15 protein-coding genes are annotated in these 17,083 nt (G+C 68.0%); 9 read left to right on the top strand and 6 right to left on the bottom strand.

What is annotated here, in order from left to right; genetic code table 11:
* Positions 1 to 132: 132 nt before the first annotated feature.
* Entirely contained in the window at positions 133 to 1,557 is a 1,425-nt protein-coding gene (locus G432_RS07395; RefSeq protein WP_015458202.1) for an agmatinase family protein, read from the bottom strand.
* Positions 1,558 to 1,742: 185 nt separating this feature from the next.
* Between G432_RS07395 and G432_RS07390 the strand changes: the two genes are divergently transcribed.
* Genes G432_RS07390 through G432_RS07355 form a run of 8 tightly spaced genes read left to right on the top strand, consistent with a single transcriptional unit; the run spans position 1,743 to position 8,328 of the window.
* The gene (locus G432_RS07390; RefSeq protein WP_015458201.1) at positions 1,743 to 2,933 is read left to right on the top strand and encodes an amine dehydrogenase large subunit; all 1,191 of its coding nucleotides are present in this window, start codon (positions 1,743 to 1,745) and stop codon (positions 2,931 to 2,933) included.
* A gap of 7 nt (positions 2,934 to 2,940) precedes the next feature.
* Positions 2,941 to 3,489 carry a MauE/DoxX family redox-associated membrane protein gene (locus tag G432_RS07385; RefSeq protein ID WP_015458200.1) on the top strand — a complete coding sequence of 183 codons (549 nt, stop codon included), beginning with the start codon at positions 2,941 to 2,943 and terminating at the stop codon, positions 3,487 to 3,489.
* A 2-nt stretch (positions 3,490 to 3,491) separates the two neighbouring features.
* Entirely contained in the window at positions 3,492 to 4,121 is a 630-nt protein-coding gene (mauD, locus tag G432_RS07380) for a methylamine dehydrogenase accessory protein MauD (RefSeq protein WP_015458199.1), read from the top strand.
* A gap of 19 nt (positions 4,122 to 4,140) precedes the next feature.
* Positions 4,141 to 4,689, top strand: a complete 549-nt coding sequence (gene mauA, locus G432_RS07375) for a methylamine dehydrogenase (amicyanin) small subunit (protein ID WP_015458198.1) — start codon at positions 4,141 to 4,143, stop codon at positions 4,687 to 4,689.
* A complete protein-coding gene (locus G432_RS07370; RefSeq protein ID WP_015458197.1) occupies positions 4,689 to 5,147 on the top strand; it encodes a c-type cytochrome in 459 nt (152 codons plus the stop codon). The genes mauA and G432_RS07370 overlap by 1 nt, the downstream gene beginning before the upstream one ends.
* The gene (locus tag G432_RS07365) at positions 5,144 to 5,641 is read left to right on the top strand and encodes a hypothetical protein (protein ID WP_015458196.1); all 498 of its coding nucleotides are present in this window, start codon (positions 5,144 to 5,146) and stop codon (positions 5,639 to 5,641) included. The genes G432_RS07370 and G432_RS07365 overlap by 4 nt, the downstream gene beginning before the upstream one ends.
* A gap of 34 nt (positions 5,642 to 5,675) precedes the next feature.
* The gene (locus tag G432_RS07360; protein ID WP_015458195.1) at positions 5,676 to 6,146 is read left to right on the top strand and encodes a (2Fe-2S)-binding protein; all 471 of its coding nucleotides are present in this window, start codon (positions 5,676 to 5,678) and stop codon (positions 6,144 to 6,146) included.
* Entirely contained in the window at positions 6,139 to 8,328 is a 2,190-nt protein-coding gene (locus G432_RS07355) for a xanthine dehydrogenase family protein molybdopterin-binding subunit (RefSeq protein ID WP_015458194.1), read from the top strand. Before G432_RS07360 ends, G432_RS07355 begins: the two co-directional genes overlap by 8 nt.
* Positions 8,329 to 8,365: 37 nt before the next feature.
* Here G432_RS07355 and G432_RS07350 read toward each other — a convergent pair whose 3' ends face one another.
* Positions 8,366 to 8,674, bottom strand: coding sequence for a UrcA family protein (locus G432_RS07350; RefSeq protein WP_015458193.1), 309 nt, complete (start codon positions 8,672 to 8,674; stop codon positions 8,366 to 8,368).
* A gap of 305 nt (positions 8,675 to 8,979) precedes the next feature.
* Between G432_RS07350 and G432_RS07345 the strand changes: the two genes are divergently transcribed.
* Positions 8,980 to 11,385, top strand: coding sequence for a TonB-dependent receptor (locus G432_RS07345; protein ID WP_015458192.1), 2,406 nt, complete (start codon positions 8,980 to 8,982; stop codon positions 11,383 to 11,385).
* Positions 11,386 to 11,504: 119 nt separating this feature from the next.
* Here G432_RS07345 and G432_RS07340 read toward each other — a convergent pair whose 3' ends face one another.
* The 4 genes from G432_RS07340 to G432_RS07325 are packed head-to-tail and all read right to left on the bottom strand — an operon-like array spanning position 11,505 to position 17,047.
* Complete coding sequence (locus tag G432_RS07340) at positions 11,505 to 13,091, bottom strand: tetratricopeptide repeat-containing sulfotransferase family protein (protein ID WP_015458191.1); 1,587 nt, start codon at positions 13,089 to 13,091, stop codon at positions 11,505 to 11,507.
* 10 nt (positions 13,092 to 13,101) lie between these two features.
* Positions 13,102 to 15,156, bottom strand: coding sequence for a TonB-dependent receptor (locus G432_RS07335; protein WP_015458190.1), 2,055 nt, complete (start codon positions 15,154 to 15,156; stop codon positions 13,102 to 13,104).
* Between the two features lie 36 nt (positions 15,157 to 15,192).
* Positions 15,193 to 16,197, bottom strand: a complete 1,005-nt coding sequence (locus G432_RS07330) for a HupE/UreJ family protein (RefSeq protein WP_015458189.1) — start codon at positions 16,195 to 16,197, stop codon at positions 15,193 to 15,195.
* The gene (locus G432_RS07325; protein ID WP_015458188.1) at positions 16,178 to 17,047 is read right to left on the bottom strand and encodes a peptidyl-prolyl cis-trans isomerase; all 870 of its coding nucleotides are present in this window, start codon (positions 17,045 to 17,047) and stop codon (positions 16,178 to 16,180) included. Before G432_RS07325 ends, G432_RS07330 begins: the two co-directional genes overlap by 20 nt.
* Between the last annotated feature and the right edge of the window lie 36 nt (positions 17,048 to 17,083).

The raw sequence follows: 17,083 nt of genomic DNA, 5'->3' as shown, positions 1-17,083 counted from the left end.
CGGGGCGGGACGCTAGGGGCGGCGGGGCGGGGCCGATATGGGGCGATTGACGTAGCAGGGTAAGATACTGATCTATAACAAGAAGGGGCGGCATCCTGCGATGCCGCCCCCAGGTCCACGCTGGATTTCGGATCAGGTCGTGGGCTTCTGGCGCCCCTTCTTTTCCGCGGGCTTCTGCCATTCGGAGCTGAGCGGGCTCAGATAATGTTCCTGGGTGATGCCCTTCTTGCGGATCGCCATGCCGGCCATGCAGGCGTGCATGATGTAAGCGCTGTTCTGGGCGGAGCGGTAGGTGGGGTCCATCGTCGGATCGAGCTCCACCAGCTCGAAGCCGGCAAGGTCGGTCTCAGCGCAGATGCGGCGGATCAGCGGCACCACCTCGCGCATGGTGAGGCCGTCGGGAACCGGCGTGCCGGTGCCGACCATATAAGCGGGATCGAGCACGTCGATGTCGAACGACACGAACACGCGCTTGCCGTTTTCCTTGGCTTCCTTGAGCACGCGGCTGACCACCACGTCCCAGCCGGATTTCTCCACCTCCACCATCGTATGGTAGCGGAAGCCCTGTTCGCGCATCCATTCGAAGGTCTCGATATCGGGCGATTGCGCGCGCAGGCCGACCTGGATGTAATCGCGGCCGGCGACATGGCCCTCCTTGATGAGCCGGTAGACCGGCTGGCCATGATCGATCAGGTGGGCGCGGCCGCGACCCGCATCATAATGCGAATCGAAGTGGATGACGCTGACCTTGCCCTTGCCCAGCACGTCGGTGACGCCGGCGATGTCCGAATAGGCAAGGCTGTGGTCGCCGCCGACGATGAAGGGGATGGCGCCCGTCTTCGCGATGGAGGCCACCTGCTCGCGCACATGGCCCATCGATCGCTCGGTGCTCATATTGTCGACGGCGACGTCGCCATAATCGACCATGTTGAGCACGGCGCGCGGCGACGTCATCGTATACATGTCGTTGCCGGCGCCCATGCGGACGGTGCGCATGGCGGTGGGGCCGAGATGCGCGCCGCGCGTGCCCGAACCCATGTTGAGCGGGATGCCGACCATGGCGATATCGACCTTGCCGGCGGTCAGGTCGTCCGGCCGCAGCGCCACGGGCAGGCCGAAGAAGGTGGGGATGCCGCTGCGCCCTTCGACATAGCGGCTGAGCGAGAAGGGGCCGGGTTCGCGTTTCGGATCGAGCTCCGCCGGGCGCAGCACCTTCCAGCTGTTGAAGCTCTTCGCCTCCGGGTTGAGGGGGATCGACGCCATGTCGGTCTTGGGGTTGAACTTGCTCGCCTCGATCACCTCCATCATCGCGGCGACATAGGCCTGGATCTCCTCCGGCGACTTGGCCGCCAGCCGGCGCTCCAGCTCGCCTTCCACGGAAACGAATCGATCGGTTTCCTTCGAACGGAGGAATTTCGCCTGCTCGGGCGTCAGCTTGTCGAGCTTGGCCTCGATCTCGGGCGCGAACCGCTTTTCCGTGCTCTGCGCGATGGCGAGCGATGCGATGCCCGCCGCCGCCGACAAGGCGATGATGCCGAGTTTCCTCGATAGTCCCACGCCGCGACCTCCCTGTTCTTGCCATCGGCCCCAGGCACCGGCGCGGACGGAATCGTCCCTCCAGGGGGCCGTGCCGGAGCTAGCATCGGGCGGGCGGCGCGGCCCCTACGTCAAACGCCCCATGGCCCGGCAAATCGCCGCAATCCAATGCTGCCGCCCATCGATCAACCTGTGGGGAACGGGATATGGGGCTGCAGTTCGGATCGTGGCTGAGGGGAGGCGCCTGCGCCGCCGGCATCGCCTGGGCGGGCATCGCATCGGCCGCCGATACGCCGCCGCCCGCCCCCGCATCGCCGCCGCCGCCGATATTGGAGGCCGAGACCAGCGGCACGCTGACGCTCGGCCCGGCGGGTGCGCACCGCCTCTACATCGCCGCCGGCGAAGGCTTCACCATCATCGATGGCGATACCGCGAAGGTGGAAGGGACGATCCATGGCGGCCGGGCCGGCGTGCTCGCCGTCGCGCCGGACAACGGCCATTATTATGTTTCCGAAAGCTATTGGTCGCGGGACAATCGCGGCGAGCGGGTCGACCTCGTTTCCGTCTATGACAGCGCCAGCCTGAAGCTGGTGAACGAGATCAAGCTGCCCGGCCGGCTGATCGCATCGGGGCGCATGCCCTTCTTCTCGATCAGCGCGAGCGGCACGCGCGGCTATGTCTTCAACCTCGAACCGGCGACCTCGGTGCAGGTTGTGGACCTGGAGAAGAAGAAGTTCCTCTCCACCATCGAGGTGCCAGGCTGCGGCCTGATCTTCCCCTATCGCGACGAGGGCTTCGCCTCGCTTTGCGCCGACGGTTCGCTGGCGACGGTGACGGTAGATGTGAAGGCGAAGGGCACGATCCGGCAGAGCCAGCCATTCTTCGAGGCCGAGGCCGACCCCGTGTTCGAGGAGAGCCTGGTCGATCGCAAGACGGGCCAAGCCTGGTTCATCACCTATAACGGCCTCGTCCACCCGGTGAAGCTGGGGGGCGAGCCCGTGTTCGGCGAGCCGTGGAGCCTGCAGGCGGCGGCCGGGCTTTCCCCGGCGACGACCGAGCCGCAGCACAAGACCTGGCGGCCCGGCGGGCGGCGGCCGTTTGCGATCCACATGGCGAGCGGCACGCTGTTCGCCCTCATGCATGAAGGCAAGCCCTGGACGCAGAAGGCGGAAGGCACCGAGCTGTGGGCGATCGACGTCGCCACCCGGCAGGTGAAGGGGCGGTTCCGCGTGCCCACCGCCGGCCGCGTCGTCGGCGTGAGCCAGGACGAGAAGCCGTTGCTCTATGTGGCGGGCGAGGGCGACTGGCTTTGGGTGATGGACCCGGAAAATGGCAGGATCGTCCGCCAGATGAGCGAGATCCGCCGGCCGGGAATGATCCAGGTCACGGGTTTCTGATCGCGTCATGGACGCATCCGCCCTGTTGGCGATCGGCCACCTGGCCGCCGCATCGGCGATCGCGGCGATGCTGGCGGCGGGCGCGCTGGCCAAGCTTGCCGCCCGCGATGACTGGCTGGTTGCGCTCGCCGGCTATCGGCTGGTGCCTGGTCCGTTGATCGGCGGCGTGGCGGCGCTGCTGCCGGCTGCCGAGCTGGCCGTGGCGATCCTGATCGTCACCGGCCTTGGCGGTGCCGCGGGCATGATCGCCGGCGCGGGGCTGCTGCTGGCCTTCGCGGCGGCCATCGCCGTCAACCTGCTGCGCGGCCGGCGCCATATCGATTGCGGCTGCGATCCGCGCGGCCGGCCCCGGCCGATCGGCTGGCCCATGGTTGCGCGCAACGTCGCGCTCGCCGGCATCCTGCTGGGCGGGATCGTGGCCGGGCCGGTGGCGGGCCTGCCGGCGCGGCTGCTGGCGATCGTGGCGGGCGCGGGCGTCTACGCGCTGTTCCGCGCCATCGCCATCCTCCATTCCTTCGCGCCGCGATCCACCGGCGCGCCCAACGGAGCCTATTGATCATGCTGATCGCATCGACATTCCTGCTGTGGATCGTGGTGGCGCTGCTGGTGGTCGCGGTCGTGGCGCTCGCCCGCCAGATCGGCGTGCTGCACGAACGGATCGCGCCGATGGGCGCGCTGGTGACGGACGGCGGCCCCAAGGCCGGCGACCTGGCGCCGGTGATCGCGGCCCCCGGCTTGGCGGGCGGGATCGTCAATGTCGGCGGGCCGGACGCTTCGGGGCAGGCATCGCTGCTGCTGTTCGTCGCGCCCGATTGCCCGATCTGCAAGAAGATCATCCCCATCGCGATGGTGCTGGCCCGCGCGGAGAAGCTGCGGCTGGTGTTCGTGGGCGACGGCAATGCGGAGGATTATGCCGCCATGGCCCGGCGCCATCGCATGGAAGGGTTCGATTTCGCGCTGAGCCCGCAGATCGGGCTGGCCTATCAGGTGGGCAAGCTGCCCACGGCGGCGCTGGTGAGCGCGGCCGGCAGCATCGTGGCCAAGGGCCTCGTCAACAGCCGGGAGCATCTGGAGAGCCTGATCGTGGCGGGCGAGACCGGCTTCGCATCGGCCCAGGACTATCTGCGCGAACGCGGCGCGGCGGGCGACGAGAAGGTCGTCCGCATGCATGCCGGCGGCGGCAAGTGAACGAACGGGGGATAGTGCCATGAAGATATCGGACATGGACGGCATCGGCGAGAAGCTTGCCCGCAGGCTGGCCGGCCGCACCTCGCGGCGGAGCATGATATCGCGCGTGGGAACGGCGCTCGTCGCGGCGCCGCTCTTTCCGCTGCTGCCGGTCGACCGGATGAAGGCGCATGCCGCCGAGCCGGTGGAGCCCGACACGCGCAGCGATTTCCAGAAGAAGGCGCAGACCAAGGACGATACCGAGTGCAATTACTGGCGCTACTGCGCCATCGACGGATCGCTCTGCACCTGCTGCGGCGGCACGACCAGCATGTGCCCGCCGGGCACGCAGCCGTCGCTCACCTCCTGGGTCGGCACCTGCCTCAACCCGGACGACAAGCGGCTCTACCTGATCGCCTATCGCGACTGCTGCGGCACCAGCGGCTGCGGCCGCTGCCGCTGCGACAATACGGAGGAGGCGACGCCCGCCTACCGGCCATCGGGGAATAACGAGATCATCTGGTGCTTCGGCACCTCCTCCATGGCCTATCATTGCTCGACGGCCGCATTGGTCGGGGTGGCGAGCTGATGTCACGGGCCTGGATCGTGGCCGTTGCCCTGCTGCTGTCGCCGGCGGCGGCATATGCGCAGGCGGTGCCGCAGGCCTACAAGGCCAATTGCCAGATGTGCCACCAGTCCGCCGCGCAGGGCGTGCCCGGCGTCTATCCCCGGCTCGCGGGCCGGATGGACAAGGTGGCGGCCAGCGAGGATGGGCGGCGATACCTGATCGCCGTCCTGCTCCACGGCCAGACCGGACGGATCATGGTGGACGGCAAGCCGCTGAGCGGCGCGATGCTTCCCTATGCCCGCCTGGCCGACAAGGATCTGGCGGACATCCTGACCTATATCTCCACCGCCGGCGCCAGGGCCAAGGCCCGGCCGTTCACCCCGGCCGAGGTGGCGGCCGTCCGTGCCGCGCCGAAGCTGCCGGCCGCCAAGGTGGGCGAGGAGCGCGGACGACTGGCCACTGCGGGGATCGTGCCGTGATCCCGCGGCCGCTGGCTCTCGCCGCGGCGGCGGCGATCGGGCTGGCGGGCGTGGCGGCCGGCCGCGCGGACAGCGGCACGGCGGGCGCCCCGGTGCTCAATCCCGCGCAGAGCCAGTTCCTCCTCCGCTGCGGCGGCTGCCATGGCACGACCGGCCTTTCGCCGCCGAAATCGGTGCCGGTGCTGCGCGGGCGGGCGGGGTGGTTCCTCTGCACGCCGGAAGGGCGCGAATATATCGTGCGCGTTCCCAACGTCGCCCGCGCGCTGCTGGATGATGCGCGGCTGGCCGCCGTGCTCAATTTCGTCGCCTTCGACCTCGGCGAGGGCTCCGCCCCGCACGGGGCGGAACCGTTCACCGGCGAGGAGGTGCGCGCGATCCGCGCCCGCCCGCTGACCGACGTGCCGCTGCTCGCGCATCGCCGCCAGGTGGTGAACGATCTGATCCGCAGATGCGGCGCGCCGAAGGACTTGCTGGTCTATGGCGGGGCCGGATAGGTCTGTGCGCGGCGCACGGGAGGCGCGAGGCTTCATGACGATCACCCTCAACATCAACGGGCAGGCGCGCACGATCGATGCCGATCCGGAAAAGCCGTTGCTCTGGGCGCTGCGCGAGGATCTGGGCCTCAGGGGCACCAAGTTCGGCTGCGGCGCGGGCCTGTGCGGCGCCTGCACCGTCCATGCCGACGGGGCCGCCATCCGATCCTGCCAGACGACGATCGCCGATGCCGCCGCGATGAAGATCGTCACCATCGAGGCGGTCGCGACCACCGACGCCGGGCGCCGCGTGACCGATGCCTGGATCGCGCTCGACGTGCCGCAATGCGGCTATTGCCAGGCGGGGCAGATCATGAGCGCCACCGCGCTGCTCGCTGCCACGCCCCATCCCGGCGACGAGGATATCGATGGGGCGATGGCCGGCAATCTCTGCCGCTGCTCCACCTATCTGCGCATCCGCGCCGCGATCCGGCAGGCGGCCGGGGCGGGAGGCGCCGGTGCCTGACATCGCGATCGAACGCCGTTCCTTCCTGAAGGCGACCTTGCTTGCCGGCGGCGCGCTGGCCATCGACGCGCGCGTGGCGCTGGCCGGGACGGCGGGGGAGGCGCCCGTCGCCCTCAATGCGTTCATCCGTATCGCCGCCGACAACAGCATCACCATCGGCGCCAAGAATCCGGAGATCGGGCAGGGCGTGAAGACGATGCTGCCGATGCTGATCGCCGAGGAACTGGATGTCGACTGGGCGCAGGTCCGCATCGAGCAGACCCATGCCGCGGAAAAGCTGTTCGGCCCGCAGGTTGCCGGCGGCAGCCGCGCGACGCCCGTCAACTGGCTGCCGATGCGCAGGGTGGGCGCCACCGCGCGCAGCCTGCTGGTGCAGGCGGCGGCGCGGAAATGGAGCGTCGATCCGGCGGGCCTCGCGACGGCGGGCGGCGTGGTGACGCATGAGGCGAGCGGCCGTACGGCGCGCTATGCCGATCTCGCCGCCGAGGCCGCGGCGCTGCCGCCGATCGACCCCGAAAATGTGAAGCTGAAGGACCCGGCGGCGTTCCGCATCATCGGCACGTCCATAGGCGGGGTGGATGTGCCGGCGATCGTCGCGGGCAAGCCGCTTTACGGCATCGATGTCGCGATGCCGGGGCTGCTGCACGCGGCGCTGGAGGTATGCCCCGTGTTCGGCGGCACCTTCAGGGCGGGCAATCTGGACGAGGTCCGCAAGATGCCGGGCGTGCGCCATGTGATCGTCATCAAGGGCAACGGCCAGGCGGAATCGCTCTACGACGGCGTGGCGGTGCTGGCCGAAAGCTGGTGGGTGGCCGATCGCGCGCGGCAGGCGCTGGACCTGCAATGGGACACGGCCGGCCTCGAAGGCTTTTCCACCGATGGCTATGCGGCCGAGGCCGCAGCGAGGATGGGCGCCAAGCCCGATGCCGAGCTTGCCCGCCATGGCGACGTCGAGGCGGCCTTCGCCGCCGCCGCCAGGGTGGTGCGGGCCGATTACAGCTATCCCTTCCTCGCCCATGGCACGCTGGAGCCGCAGAACTGCACGGCGCTGGTGAAGGACGGCAAGGTCGAGATCTGGGCGCCCACGCAGAATCCCGAGCCCGGCCGCAAGCTGGTGGCCGAGGCGCTGGGCGTTCCGCCCGAGGCGATCCGCATCAACATGACGCGATCGGGCGGCGGCTTCGGCCGGCGGCTGATGAACGATTATATGGTCCGCGCCGCCGCCATCGCCGCGCAGGTGCCCGGCACGCCGGTGAAGCTGCTTTATGCCCGCACCGATGACGTGCGGCGCGATTTCTATCGTCCCGGCGGCTGGCACCGCTTCGCCGCCGCGATCGACGGGCGGGGCCGGCTGACCGGCTTCAAAGATCATTTCATCACCTTCGGCCAGGACGGCAAGCCCATCCGTTCCGCGCAGATGAGCCCATTCGAGTTTCCGGCCGGCTGCGTGCCCAATCTAGCTTATGGCCAGTCGCTGCTGGCGACCAACCTGCCGACCGGCTGGCTGCGCGCGCCGGGTTCGAACGCGCTGGGCTTCGTCTTCCAGTCCTTCCTGGACGAGGTGGCCGTCGCCGCCGGCAAGACGTTGCCCGATCTGATGATCGAGCTGCTGGGCGAACCGCGCGACCTGCCCTGGCTGCCCAATGCGCCCGCGCTCAACACCGGCCGCGCGCGCGGCGTGATCGACAAGGTGTGCGCCATGGCGGACTGGGGCAAGGGCGCGCGGCTGCCCGAGGGACGCGGCCGGGGCTTCGGCTTCTACTTCAGCCATATGGGCTATTTCGCGGAGATCGTGGACGTGGCCGTATCGGCCGAAGGCGAGGCGCGCGTCGCCAAGGTCTGGGTGGCGGGCGACGTCGGCAGCCAGATCATCAATCCGGTGAACGCGATCAACCAGGTGCAGGGATCGGTGATCGAGGGGCTGGGCTATGCGCTGTCGGGGCAGGCGATCACCCAGGTCGCGGGCGCGGTGACGCAGGAGAATTTCCACGACGCGCCGATCCCGCGCATCGGCGACGTGCCCGATATCGTGGTGGAATGGGTGATTACCGACAATCCGCCGAGCGGGCTGGGCGAACCGGCGCTGCCGCCTGTGATTCCGGCGCTGGTCAACGCGATCCACGCCGCGACCGGCAAGCGCATCCGCTCACTGCCGATCACGGCGGAGATGCTGGCGGGATAGCGGCCGGACGCCGCTTCCCGTGTGCGGGCCGCTGGCTTCAATCGGTGCCGCGCAGCTCCGTGGAGCGATCGGCGGCGAGGCGGGCGCGGCCTTCGGCGATCACCTCGGCCCGGCACTGACTGGCCTTCTTCGCCATCGCGAGATGGATGTGGCTGACCGATCGGCCGCACACCGCCTCCGCGGCATCGGCGAGGCGGGCGTCGAGCCGGCGCTGGCCATCGGGACTCGCAAGATCGAGGCCGTCCGTGCGCACCGTGGCGCTTGGGGCGGCGAAGGGATTTTGCGCGGCCGTGGCCATGGCGGGCAGGCATGCAAGCGCGCATGCCGCCATGATGTGATTTCGCATCCTGATCTCCTGCGTCTTTCCCCGATCTGTATCGCCGGGGTGCCGACGTCATAGCACCGCATGCGCCGCGCGGCCAATTGCGTGCATGTTACTCGCCATAATATTATTAGATATCAATTGTTTGATAGCAATTCCCGCCCTACGTCAAACGCCCCATAGGGCCGGCCCGGCGCCCCTCATACCCTTTTCATGCTCCGGGTCGGATGCGCGCCACCATCGCGCGCCGGGTCGCGCGGCACCGTCAGAAGCGGGCCGCCGGGGGCATCGGATGCTGGCGGCACGAGAACCAAAAAGAAGGGGGTAATATGAAGCGCCGATCTCTCACCAGCCTCGCCTTGATGTCGGCGACCGCGCTGGGTGGCCTGTTGCCTTGCATCGCCCATGCCGCCGAGGCGGCCGAAGCCGCGGCGGCGGCCAGTGCCGCCGACGACATCATCGTCACCGGCACGCGCCGTTCGGTTTCGGTGCAGGACGCGCCGATCAACATCACCGCCGTCGGCGCCGAGCAGCTCGAAGCCCAGAGCATCACCGATATCCGCAACCTCGCCAACTTCACGCCGGGCGTGACGGTGCTCGATACCGGCGCGCGCAGCGCCAGCAAGATCGTGCTGCGCGGCCTTTCCGCGAACGATACCGGCATCGGCGGCAGCAACACCGAAAATTCGGTGGCCACCTATCTGGGCGAAGTGCCCATGTATCTCGACTTCAAGCTGATCGATATCGATCGGGTCGAGGTGCTACTGGGGCCGCAGGGCACGCTTTACGGCTCGGGCACGCTGGCGGGGGCGATCCGCTACATGCCGAAGCGCCCGAACGTGAACGACGTGGAAGGCTATGCCCATCTTCGCGCCTCCACCGTCGCGCATAGCGACGATATCGGCTATATCGGGGATGCCGCGTTCAACGTGCCGATCGTCCAGGATCATATCGCGCTGCGATCGGTGTTCGGCTATTATTTCGAGCCGGGGTTCATCGACTATAATTATGTCCTGAAGCAGCCTGGCATATCGCTGCCGCAGCCGGGCGGCCTCGATCTCGGCACGCCGGCGCAGCAGGCCGAGAATTTCGAGCGGCACAAGGATGCGGATTTCGAGCGCACCTTCACCACCCGCAACACGCTGCTGGTGCAGACCTCGGAAGATCTGAAGGCGTTCCTGACCTACGCCTACCAGCTTTCCAAGACGGACGGCTACCAGTCCAACAGCGCGGGCGTGCTGGGCACCGGAAAATATGAGCGCGCATCCCGCTATCTGGAGCCGTCGCGGCGCGAGGCGCATCTCGTTTCGCTGGAGATCAACGCCAATCTGTTCGATTTCGCGCAGCTCGTGACGTCCACCGCGCTCACCCGGCAGAAGGTGACGGGGAATACCGACAATACCGATCTGCTGCTGGATCTAGATTATGATTATGAGCTGTTCCCCGGCTTCTCCTCCTACGCGCCGTCGGAGAACAAATATAAGCAGTTCAACCAGGAAGTGCGCTTCGTTTCCGCCCATGGCGGCCCGCTGAGCTGGGTGATCGGCGGCTTCTACAACAATTTCCGCACCAGCCAGTGGCGCAACGAATATGTGCCGGGCTACACCGCCTGGGCGGGCATCGATTACCGGCCCGACGACCTCGAATATATCTCCTTCGTCAATTCCAAGACCAAGGAAAAGGCGGTGTTCGGCGAGGCGACGTTCGAGATCACGCCGAAATGGCAGGTCACGGGCGGTATCCGCTACTTCAAATATGAAGCCGAGGTGACGGGCGGCACCGATCTGCCGTTGACCGGCGGCGGGCGGCGGCGCACGCCCTATCCGGCGATCCAGTTCGATCCCAGCCGCGTGCGTTCGGGCGATACCAGCGACAGCGGCACGGTGTGGAAGATCAACACCTCCTACAAGTTCACCGACGATCTGATGGTCTATGCGACCTACAGCACCGGCTATCGCATCGGCGGCGTCAACCGCCACCCGCCCTGCGTGCTGCCGCTCGAGCCGGGGCAGAATGTCTGCGCGCTGCCGGACGAGCTGATCTACGGTCCCGACAAGACCAAGAACAAGGAAATCGGCGTCCGCTTCTCGCTGTTCGACAGGCGCCTGGTCGGATCGGTCGCCGGCTATCATATCGACTGGGACGGCATCCAGGTGGGCAGCCAGACGGTGAACGGCGCGCTCGGCATCACGGTGAACGGCGCCAAGGCGGTGTCGAAGGGCGTGGAGCTGAGCTTCACCGGCCGGCCGGTCTCCGCGCTGGAGATCAGCGGCACCTATTCCTACAATGACGTGCACCTGACGGATGTCGCGCCCGGCGTGATCGTGACCACCCATCACGGGCGCTTCGATGGCGAGCCGGGAGACCGCCTGCCCGGCACGCCCAAGAATGCGGGCACGATCGGCGCCACCTATACCGTGCCGTTCGACAGCGGCGCCGATCTCAAGCTCAACTGGACGGCCGTCTATCGCGGCAATGTGGTGACGCGGATCGGCGCGCGGGGCTTCGGCGAGAAGCTGCCCTCCTACACGCTGCATCGCGCCTCGATCACCTATGGCATGGACGATTGGGAGGTGAGCCTGTTCGCCAACAACATCTTCGACAATTACGCCGTTACCTCGGTGGGCCAGTCGACCGAGCAGATCGGCGTCAATGACGGCGTGGCGCTTCGTTATTACTCGCATGCCGTGGTGCGCCCGCGCACCGTGGGTATCGAGACGCGCTTCCGCTTCTGACCGCGCAAGCATTCCCCTTCAACCTCGCGGCCGCTCCAGCCCCACGGAGCGGCCGCTTTTTTGGGGAGGGGAGATAGGGCTGGCCGGCGCGCGCGGCGCGCGCCTCCCGCAGCCGGATTTCAGTCTATGGCGATGCCCTGGCGGATCAGGAAATCGCGCGCCGGCGCCAGGTGGCGTTCATAGGCGCGCCACTGGCCGATGCCGTCGCGATAGAGGGGCCGGCGCACCTGCGCGGCGCTGGGGGTGGCCACGGGGGCGGCATTGGCATGGAAATCCAGGCAGGCGGGGTCCCATTGCAGCCCGCAATGATCGAGCAGCCGCCGGGTCTGGCCCTCCTGATCGTCGATCAGCCCTTCATAGCTGAATTCGAGCACGCGGCCCGGCAGCTTTGCCCGCCAGTAAGCGATGAGCTGATCGAACAGCAGATAGAAGCGCGCGCAATCGACGAGATCGTAGGAATAGCCGTAATAGGCCGATGTCGTGGCGAACAGATTCTTGAAATTGCTCCAGATGCTGTCCATCGGGTTGCGCCGGAGGCAGACGATCCGGGCATTGGGCAGCGCGCGGGCGATATAGCCGATATAGAGGAAGTTGAGGGGCAGCTTGTCCACGAAACGGCCGTGGCGGGCGCCCTCATGCTGGCGGGCGCGGTCGATATAGTCCCGCCCCACGGCATCGGGGGAGAGGCCGGCCGCGGCCAGGATCGTCTCCATGTCCAGCACCAGCCGCGACGGCGTTTTCGCCAGGCGCTTGATCGCGAGCGGCATGGCCTGAAGCTCCCCGGCGGAAGCGATTTCCGGGTGGGAGGAAAGGATGCGATCGACCAGCGTGGTGCCGGTGCGCGGCAGGCCCGTCACGAAGATCGGCGCGTCCTCCACCCTGCTTGCGCCCGTGAAATAGCCGGAGCGGTCGAATGCGGTGCGGATGGCGAAGGCGTTGCGCGCGTCGGCATCGATCGAAAAGCCGGTCCGCGCCTTGTGCGCGCGATTGCCGGTGTCGAGATGGCGGAAGGCGGCGTCATGTTCGCCGATATCCTGATATTCCTTGGCCGCCGCATAATGGATGCGCAGCCGATCGATCGGATCGCGCGCGGCGTCGAGCGCCCGTTCCAGCCGTTCGACATGGTTGGCGGCGGGCGTCTGCCGCCGGAGCCCCGCCAGCCCGAAATGGGCGCGGCCGTGGGCGGGATCGCGCCGGAGGATGGCCTCATATTGCGCCTCGGCATCCGCCTTGCGATCGAAGAAGCCGTAAGCGGCGGCGAGGTTGAAGCGATATTCGGCATTATCGGGCGCCATGGCCACGGCGGCTTCGAACAGGGGAAGGGCGGCGGCATGGTCGCCGAGCCGCGCATAGACGCAGCCGATCGTGTCCAGCGTGCGGGCGTCCGCCGCGCCGGCCGAGGCCGCCGCCCGATCCGCCGCTGCCCGCGCCTCCGCCTCGCGCCGGGCGAGGGTGAGCAGCCGGGCGCGCTGCGCCTGATATTCGGGGTTGTCGGCCGCCAGATCCGTGGCCCTGTCGATCGCCTGCAGCGCGGCGGCGATCCGCCCGCCTTCGCCGAGCGCCATCGCGAACAGGAAATGCCCTTCGGCGAGATGGGGATGCGACTGGACGGCCGCCGCCGCGATCCCGGCGCAGCCGTTGAGGTCGCCTGCCGCCAGCGCCGCGCGGGCGGCGGTGAAATCGGGCGGGGGAAGGGCGGCCGCCATGCCGATCCGATCAGAAGCTGCGGCGCAGCGAGACGCGGAACTGGCGCGGCTCGACGGGATGGAAATGGATGTCCTCCACCGGCTCCGCCTCGTTGGCGAGCCGGGATTCGTAGAAATAGGTGATGTCCGCGTCGCGGGCGTTGAACAGGTTGTAGATGTCCACGCCGATCCGCCAGGGGCCCAGCGCCTTGTAGCCGCCGAGGTTGACGAGGGTCGTCGGCTGCGATTTCACGGTTCCGTCCTCGATCAGCGGGGCCCTGCCGAAATGACGGACGCGCAGCGCCGCGGACAGCCCGTCGCCGAGATCGATCGCCGCCCCCGCGCCGAGCACGAAGCCCACCGATCCCGGAATGCGATCCACCGCCGAGGGCGTGCCGCTGAAGCGGGCGCGGGTGTAGGCGGCGGAAAGATCGAAGCTGACGGCATCGACGGGGCGCCAGAAGGCGTTGAATTCCATGCCCAGTCGCTTCGATGCGTCATTGGGCTCGGTGGTGCCGGCATCGCCGACGAACACCAGTTCCGATCCGAGCTTCAGCCAGAAGCCGACCAGCGAGGCGTTGAAGCGGGCGCCTTCGACGCGGGCGCCGATTTCCGCGCCGCGCGCGCGGACGAGGAGGTCGACGCTGTCGACCGGATCGCCGGTCGCCGGATCGATGCTGATCGCGGCGCCGCGCGCATCGTTGCTGTGGAAGGACTCGCCGTAATTGGCATAGAATTCCAGTCCCTTCGCCGCCGCCCAGGCCAGCGCGACCTTGGGGCTGAGCTGCGCGTCGGTGCCCAAGCCGCTGTTGGCGGAGATGTCGGCATCGACATCATAGCCGTAGAAATCGCCGCGCAGGCCGAGGATGGCGCGCACGCCGCCGCCAAGCGCCAGCTCCGCCTCGCCATAGCCGCTGACACTATATTCATCGACCTTGTCCTGGCGGATCGGATCGCGGCGGCGGCCGTCGACGCTGGGATACAGCCCCACCCGGCCGATCAGGTCGTAGCGCGTGTCCGCGCCCAGGCGGAAGATAGTGGGGATGCCGGCCGTCGCGCCATCCCAATGATGGCGGATGGCGCCGCCGAAGATGCCCCGCTTGTCGCGCTGCTGGAATTCGTCCCCGTTCACCGGATCGGCGGCGAAATAGGTGAAGTTCGACGTCAGCCGCATCTGATAGTAGATGGCATAGGCATTGACCGAGGTGCCGTCGCCGATCTCGGCATCGCCGGACAGCGAGAGCCGGGTCGTCCGGCCGCCGAGATCGGGATCGATATAGCCGAGCCGGGGGATCGACCCGTCCTCCACGGCGCGGAGCGGGATCTGGTCCGTCGAATTCCAGCGGGCATGATAGGCCATCGCCGTCACCGACCAGTCATCCCGGCTGTATTTGGCGAGCAGGTTGGCCTTGCGGTGGTTCTCGTCCAGCACCCACGGCCCGCGCGAGGCGAGCCCTTCGATGCCGACCAGCGTGGTGCCGCCGGCATCGTCATCCATGCTGAGGGCGGCGAGGCCGCGATAATAATCGTTCGAGCCTGCCGTGACCTCCACGAAAGGGCGGGCGAGCTGGCGATAGGTGGAAAAGCGCACCGTGCCCGCCGCGCTGAAATCCCCCGCGTCCACCGAATAGGGGCCTTTGGCGTAATCGACGCGCTCGACCAGCTCGGGGATCAGGAAATTATAGTCGAGATAGCCCTGACCATGGCCGTGGGTGCGCATGTTCACCGGCATGCCATCGACGAAGCCGGCGAAATCGGTGCCATGATCGAGGTTGAAGCCGCGCAGGAAATATTGGTTGGCCTTGCCCGTGCCGGAATGCTGCGTGGCGATGACGCCGGGCACGGTTTCGACCAGCTCGCCCACGCGCAATATCGGCCGCTTTTCCAAATCGGCATAGCCGACGACGCCCTGCGATCCGGCGGTAGCGATGCCGATCTGCGCCTGGGCGCGGCCCCAGACCACGATGGCTTCGGCGCTTTCCTGCGGGGGTGCCGCCTCCGCTGCGACGGCCGGCGATCCGCCGAGGCCGATCGCCAGCACCATGGCCGCGGGCGAGGCCATTTTCAGGAAACCGGAAATGTGCATCTGCTCCTGCCGAACTGGGGAATGGGCGAAAGGCGGTCAGGCGAGGCCGAAGCCGGTCGCGCGTTCGACCATCCAGAAGGCGCCGAGCGTGCCGACGCCGTAGAGCGCCGCCTTGCGGACCGGCTGGCTGAGCGAGACGGTGCGCAGCCCCGCCATGATCGCGGTGACGGCCGCCACGAAGATGAGCTGGCCGGCCTCGACCCCGATGTTGAAGAAAATGAGGCTCGGCACCCGCTCGCCGCGCGACACGCCGAGTTCCCCGAGGGCGCTGGCGAAGCCGAGGCCGTGGAGCAGGCCGAACAGCGACACCACCGTCATGTGCCGGCGGAGCACGCTGGGGGAGGGGATATGGCCGCTGGCGTGCAGCGCCTCGCGCGCCATGAAGGCGATCGACAGCGCGATCGCGGCCTCCACCGGGGGGATGGGGATGTTGACCAGTTCGAAGAAGGCCATGGCCAGCGAGACGGAGTGGCCGAGGGTGAAGGCCGTCACCAGCCCGATCAGTTCGCGGCCGCGCGCCAGCAGGCAGAGGCAGAGCACGAAGGCGAGGTGATCCCATCCCAGCCAGATGTGCAGCACGCCCTGCGCCAGGAATTCGCGCGCGATCTCCATGACGGGGCGATCGGTGGCGGCGGTTTCGCCGATGGGCACGGCGACGCCTTTTTCATCGCCGGTCAGGCTGCGATCGACCTGCGTGCCCATGATGTTGGTGACGAAGCTGGCGCCATCGACCTTCCACGGTGCCTGGATCACATCGGTGGTGCGGATCGCCCGGTCGCAGGTGAATTCGAAGGAGTAGCGCGCGCGTCCGCCCGCCGTCTGCCGGCTGGAGGAAGCCTGCCTGCAGCCTTCGGGCCAGATCACCGGGGCGGGCGAGCTGACGGCTTCGGGAACGGCGGCGGTGAATTCGTAGCTGTCCGGCTCCTCCCCGCGCGCGAGGCTGAACTCGCCCGACAGGAAGATATCGGCGCGGGCCGGCGCGGCCGCGATCGTCGCGGCCGCCAACGCCAGCGCGGCGAGCCTAGCGATCGATCCGAACATCGAATTTCTCCTTGAGCTTGGCCACTTCGCGATCGACCACCGAATTGGTCGCGGCCATCATGAAATCCTGGCGCACCTGATCGCGGATCTGGGCATAGGGCATCAGCGACGGGGCAAAGCTCCGATCCTTGCGGACGAAATGCCACCCGCGCGGCGAGCGGACGGGGCCGAACCAGGCGCCGTCGGGCGCCTTGCGCAGCCGTTCGACGAAGGGCTGGCCGAAGATGCCGCGCACCATGCTCTCGCCATATTGGGGATAATCGCGGCCGAGCCAGAAATCGTCGCCGCCGACCCGCTGGCCGGCATTGAGCGCGGCCAGCACCGCCGCCGGATCGGCGGGCGCCGCGGAATAGAAGACCTGCGAGAAGCTGATCTTCGGCTCCGCCTGATAGCGCTTCAGATTGTCCGAATAATAATCGACGAGCTGTTCCTCGGTCGGCTCCGGCGGGGCGCCGGCGATGAGGTAGCGCACCTTGTCCGTCAGATGCTTGCGGGTCTGGCTGTCGGTAAGGTGCATGCCGCGGGCGATCGCCTCGCGGAACAATAGTTCGTCGGCGATGAAATTGTCGCGCATCCGCGCCTTGTCCGCCTCGCTCGCCTTGCGGCCGGCCAGCATCTCGAACTCCTCGACCTGCGCGGCCTGGATTTCGCGGCTGTAGTGGACGGGCTCCTTCCGGCTCGCCTCGATCGCGTGATAGGCGGCGAAGAAGCCGCCGCCGACGATGAGGAAGGCGAAGAGCGGATCGCGCACGATCGCGCCCATCCTGCGGCGCAGTCCCGCGGGGTCCGGCCAGGGCGGACCCGTCACCCGTGCGGCGGTGCCATCCTGCTTCTGCTCGGTCGCTATCAAGGTTGCGCCCCCGTTCGAATGCCACCTTCGCGCCCG

The sequence above is a fragment of the Sphingomonas sp. MM-1 genome (assembly GCF_000347675.2).
Lineage (GTDB): Bacteria > Pseudomonadota > Alphaproteobacteria > Sphingomonadales > Sphingomonadaceae > Sphingomonas_E > Sphingomonas_E fennica.
The sequence above is the reverse complement of the archived record's forward strand: the minus strand, read 5'-3'. Positions and strand labels throughout refer to the sequence as shown.

Coding starts and splice junctions, on each gene's coding strand:
- G432_RS07390 (WP_015458201.1), top strand. CDS start 1,743: ATGGGGCTGCAGTTCGGATCGTGGCTGAGGGGAGGCGCCTGCGCCGCC.
- G432_RS07385 (WP_015458200.1), top strand. CDS start 2,941: ATGGACGCATCCGCCCTGTTGGCGATCGGCCACCTGGCCGCCGCATCG.
- mauD (WP_015458199.1), top strand. CDS start 3,492: ATGCTGATCGCATCGACATTCCTGCTGTGGATCGTGGTGGCGCTGCTG.
- mauA (WP_015458198.1), top strand. CDS start 4,141: ATGAAGATATCGGACATGGACGGCATCGGCGAGAAGCTTGCCCGCAGG.
- G432_RS07370 (WP_015458197.1), top strand. CDS start 4,689: ATGTCACGGGCCTGGATCGTGGCCGTTGCCCTGCTGCTGTCGCCGGCG.
- G432_RS07360 (WP_015458195.1), top strand. CDS start 5,676: ATGACGATCACCCTCAACATCAACGGGCAGGCGCGCACGATCGATGCC.
- G432_RS07350 (WP_015458193.1), bottom strand. CDS start 8,674: ATGCGAAATCACATCATGGCGGCATGCGCGCTTGCATGCCTGCCCGCC.
- G432_RS07345 (WP_015458192.1), top strand. CDS start 8,980: ATGAAGCGCCGATCTCTCACCAGCCTCGCCTTGATGTCGGCGACCGCG.
- G432_RS07340 (WP_015458191.1), bottom strand. CDS start 13,091: ATGGCGGCCGCCCTTCCCCCGCCCGATTTCACCGCCGCCCGCGCGGCG.
- G432_RS07335 (WP_015458190.1), bottom strand. CDS start 15,156: ATGCACATTTCCGGTTTCCTGAAAATGGCCTCGCCCGCGGCCATGGTG.
- G432_RS07330 (WP_015458189.1), bottom strand. CDS start 16,197: ATGTTCGGATCGATCGCTAGGCTCGCCGCGCTGGCGTTGGCGGCCGCG.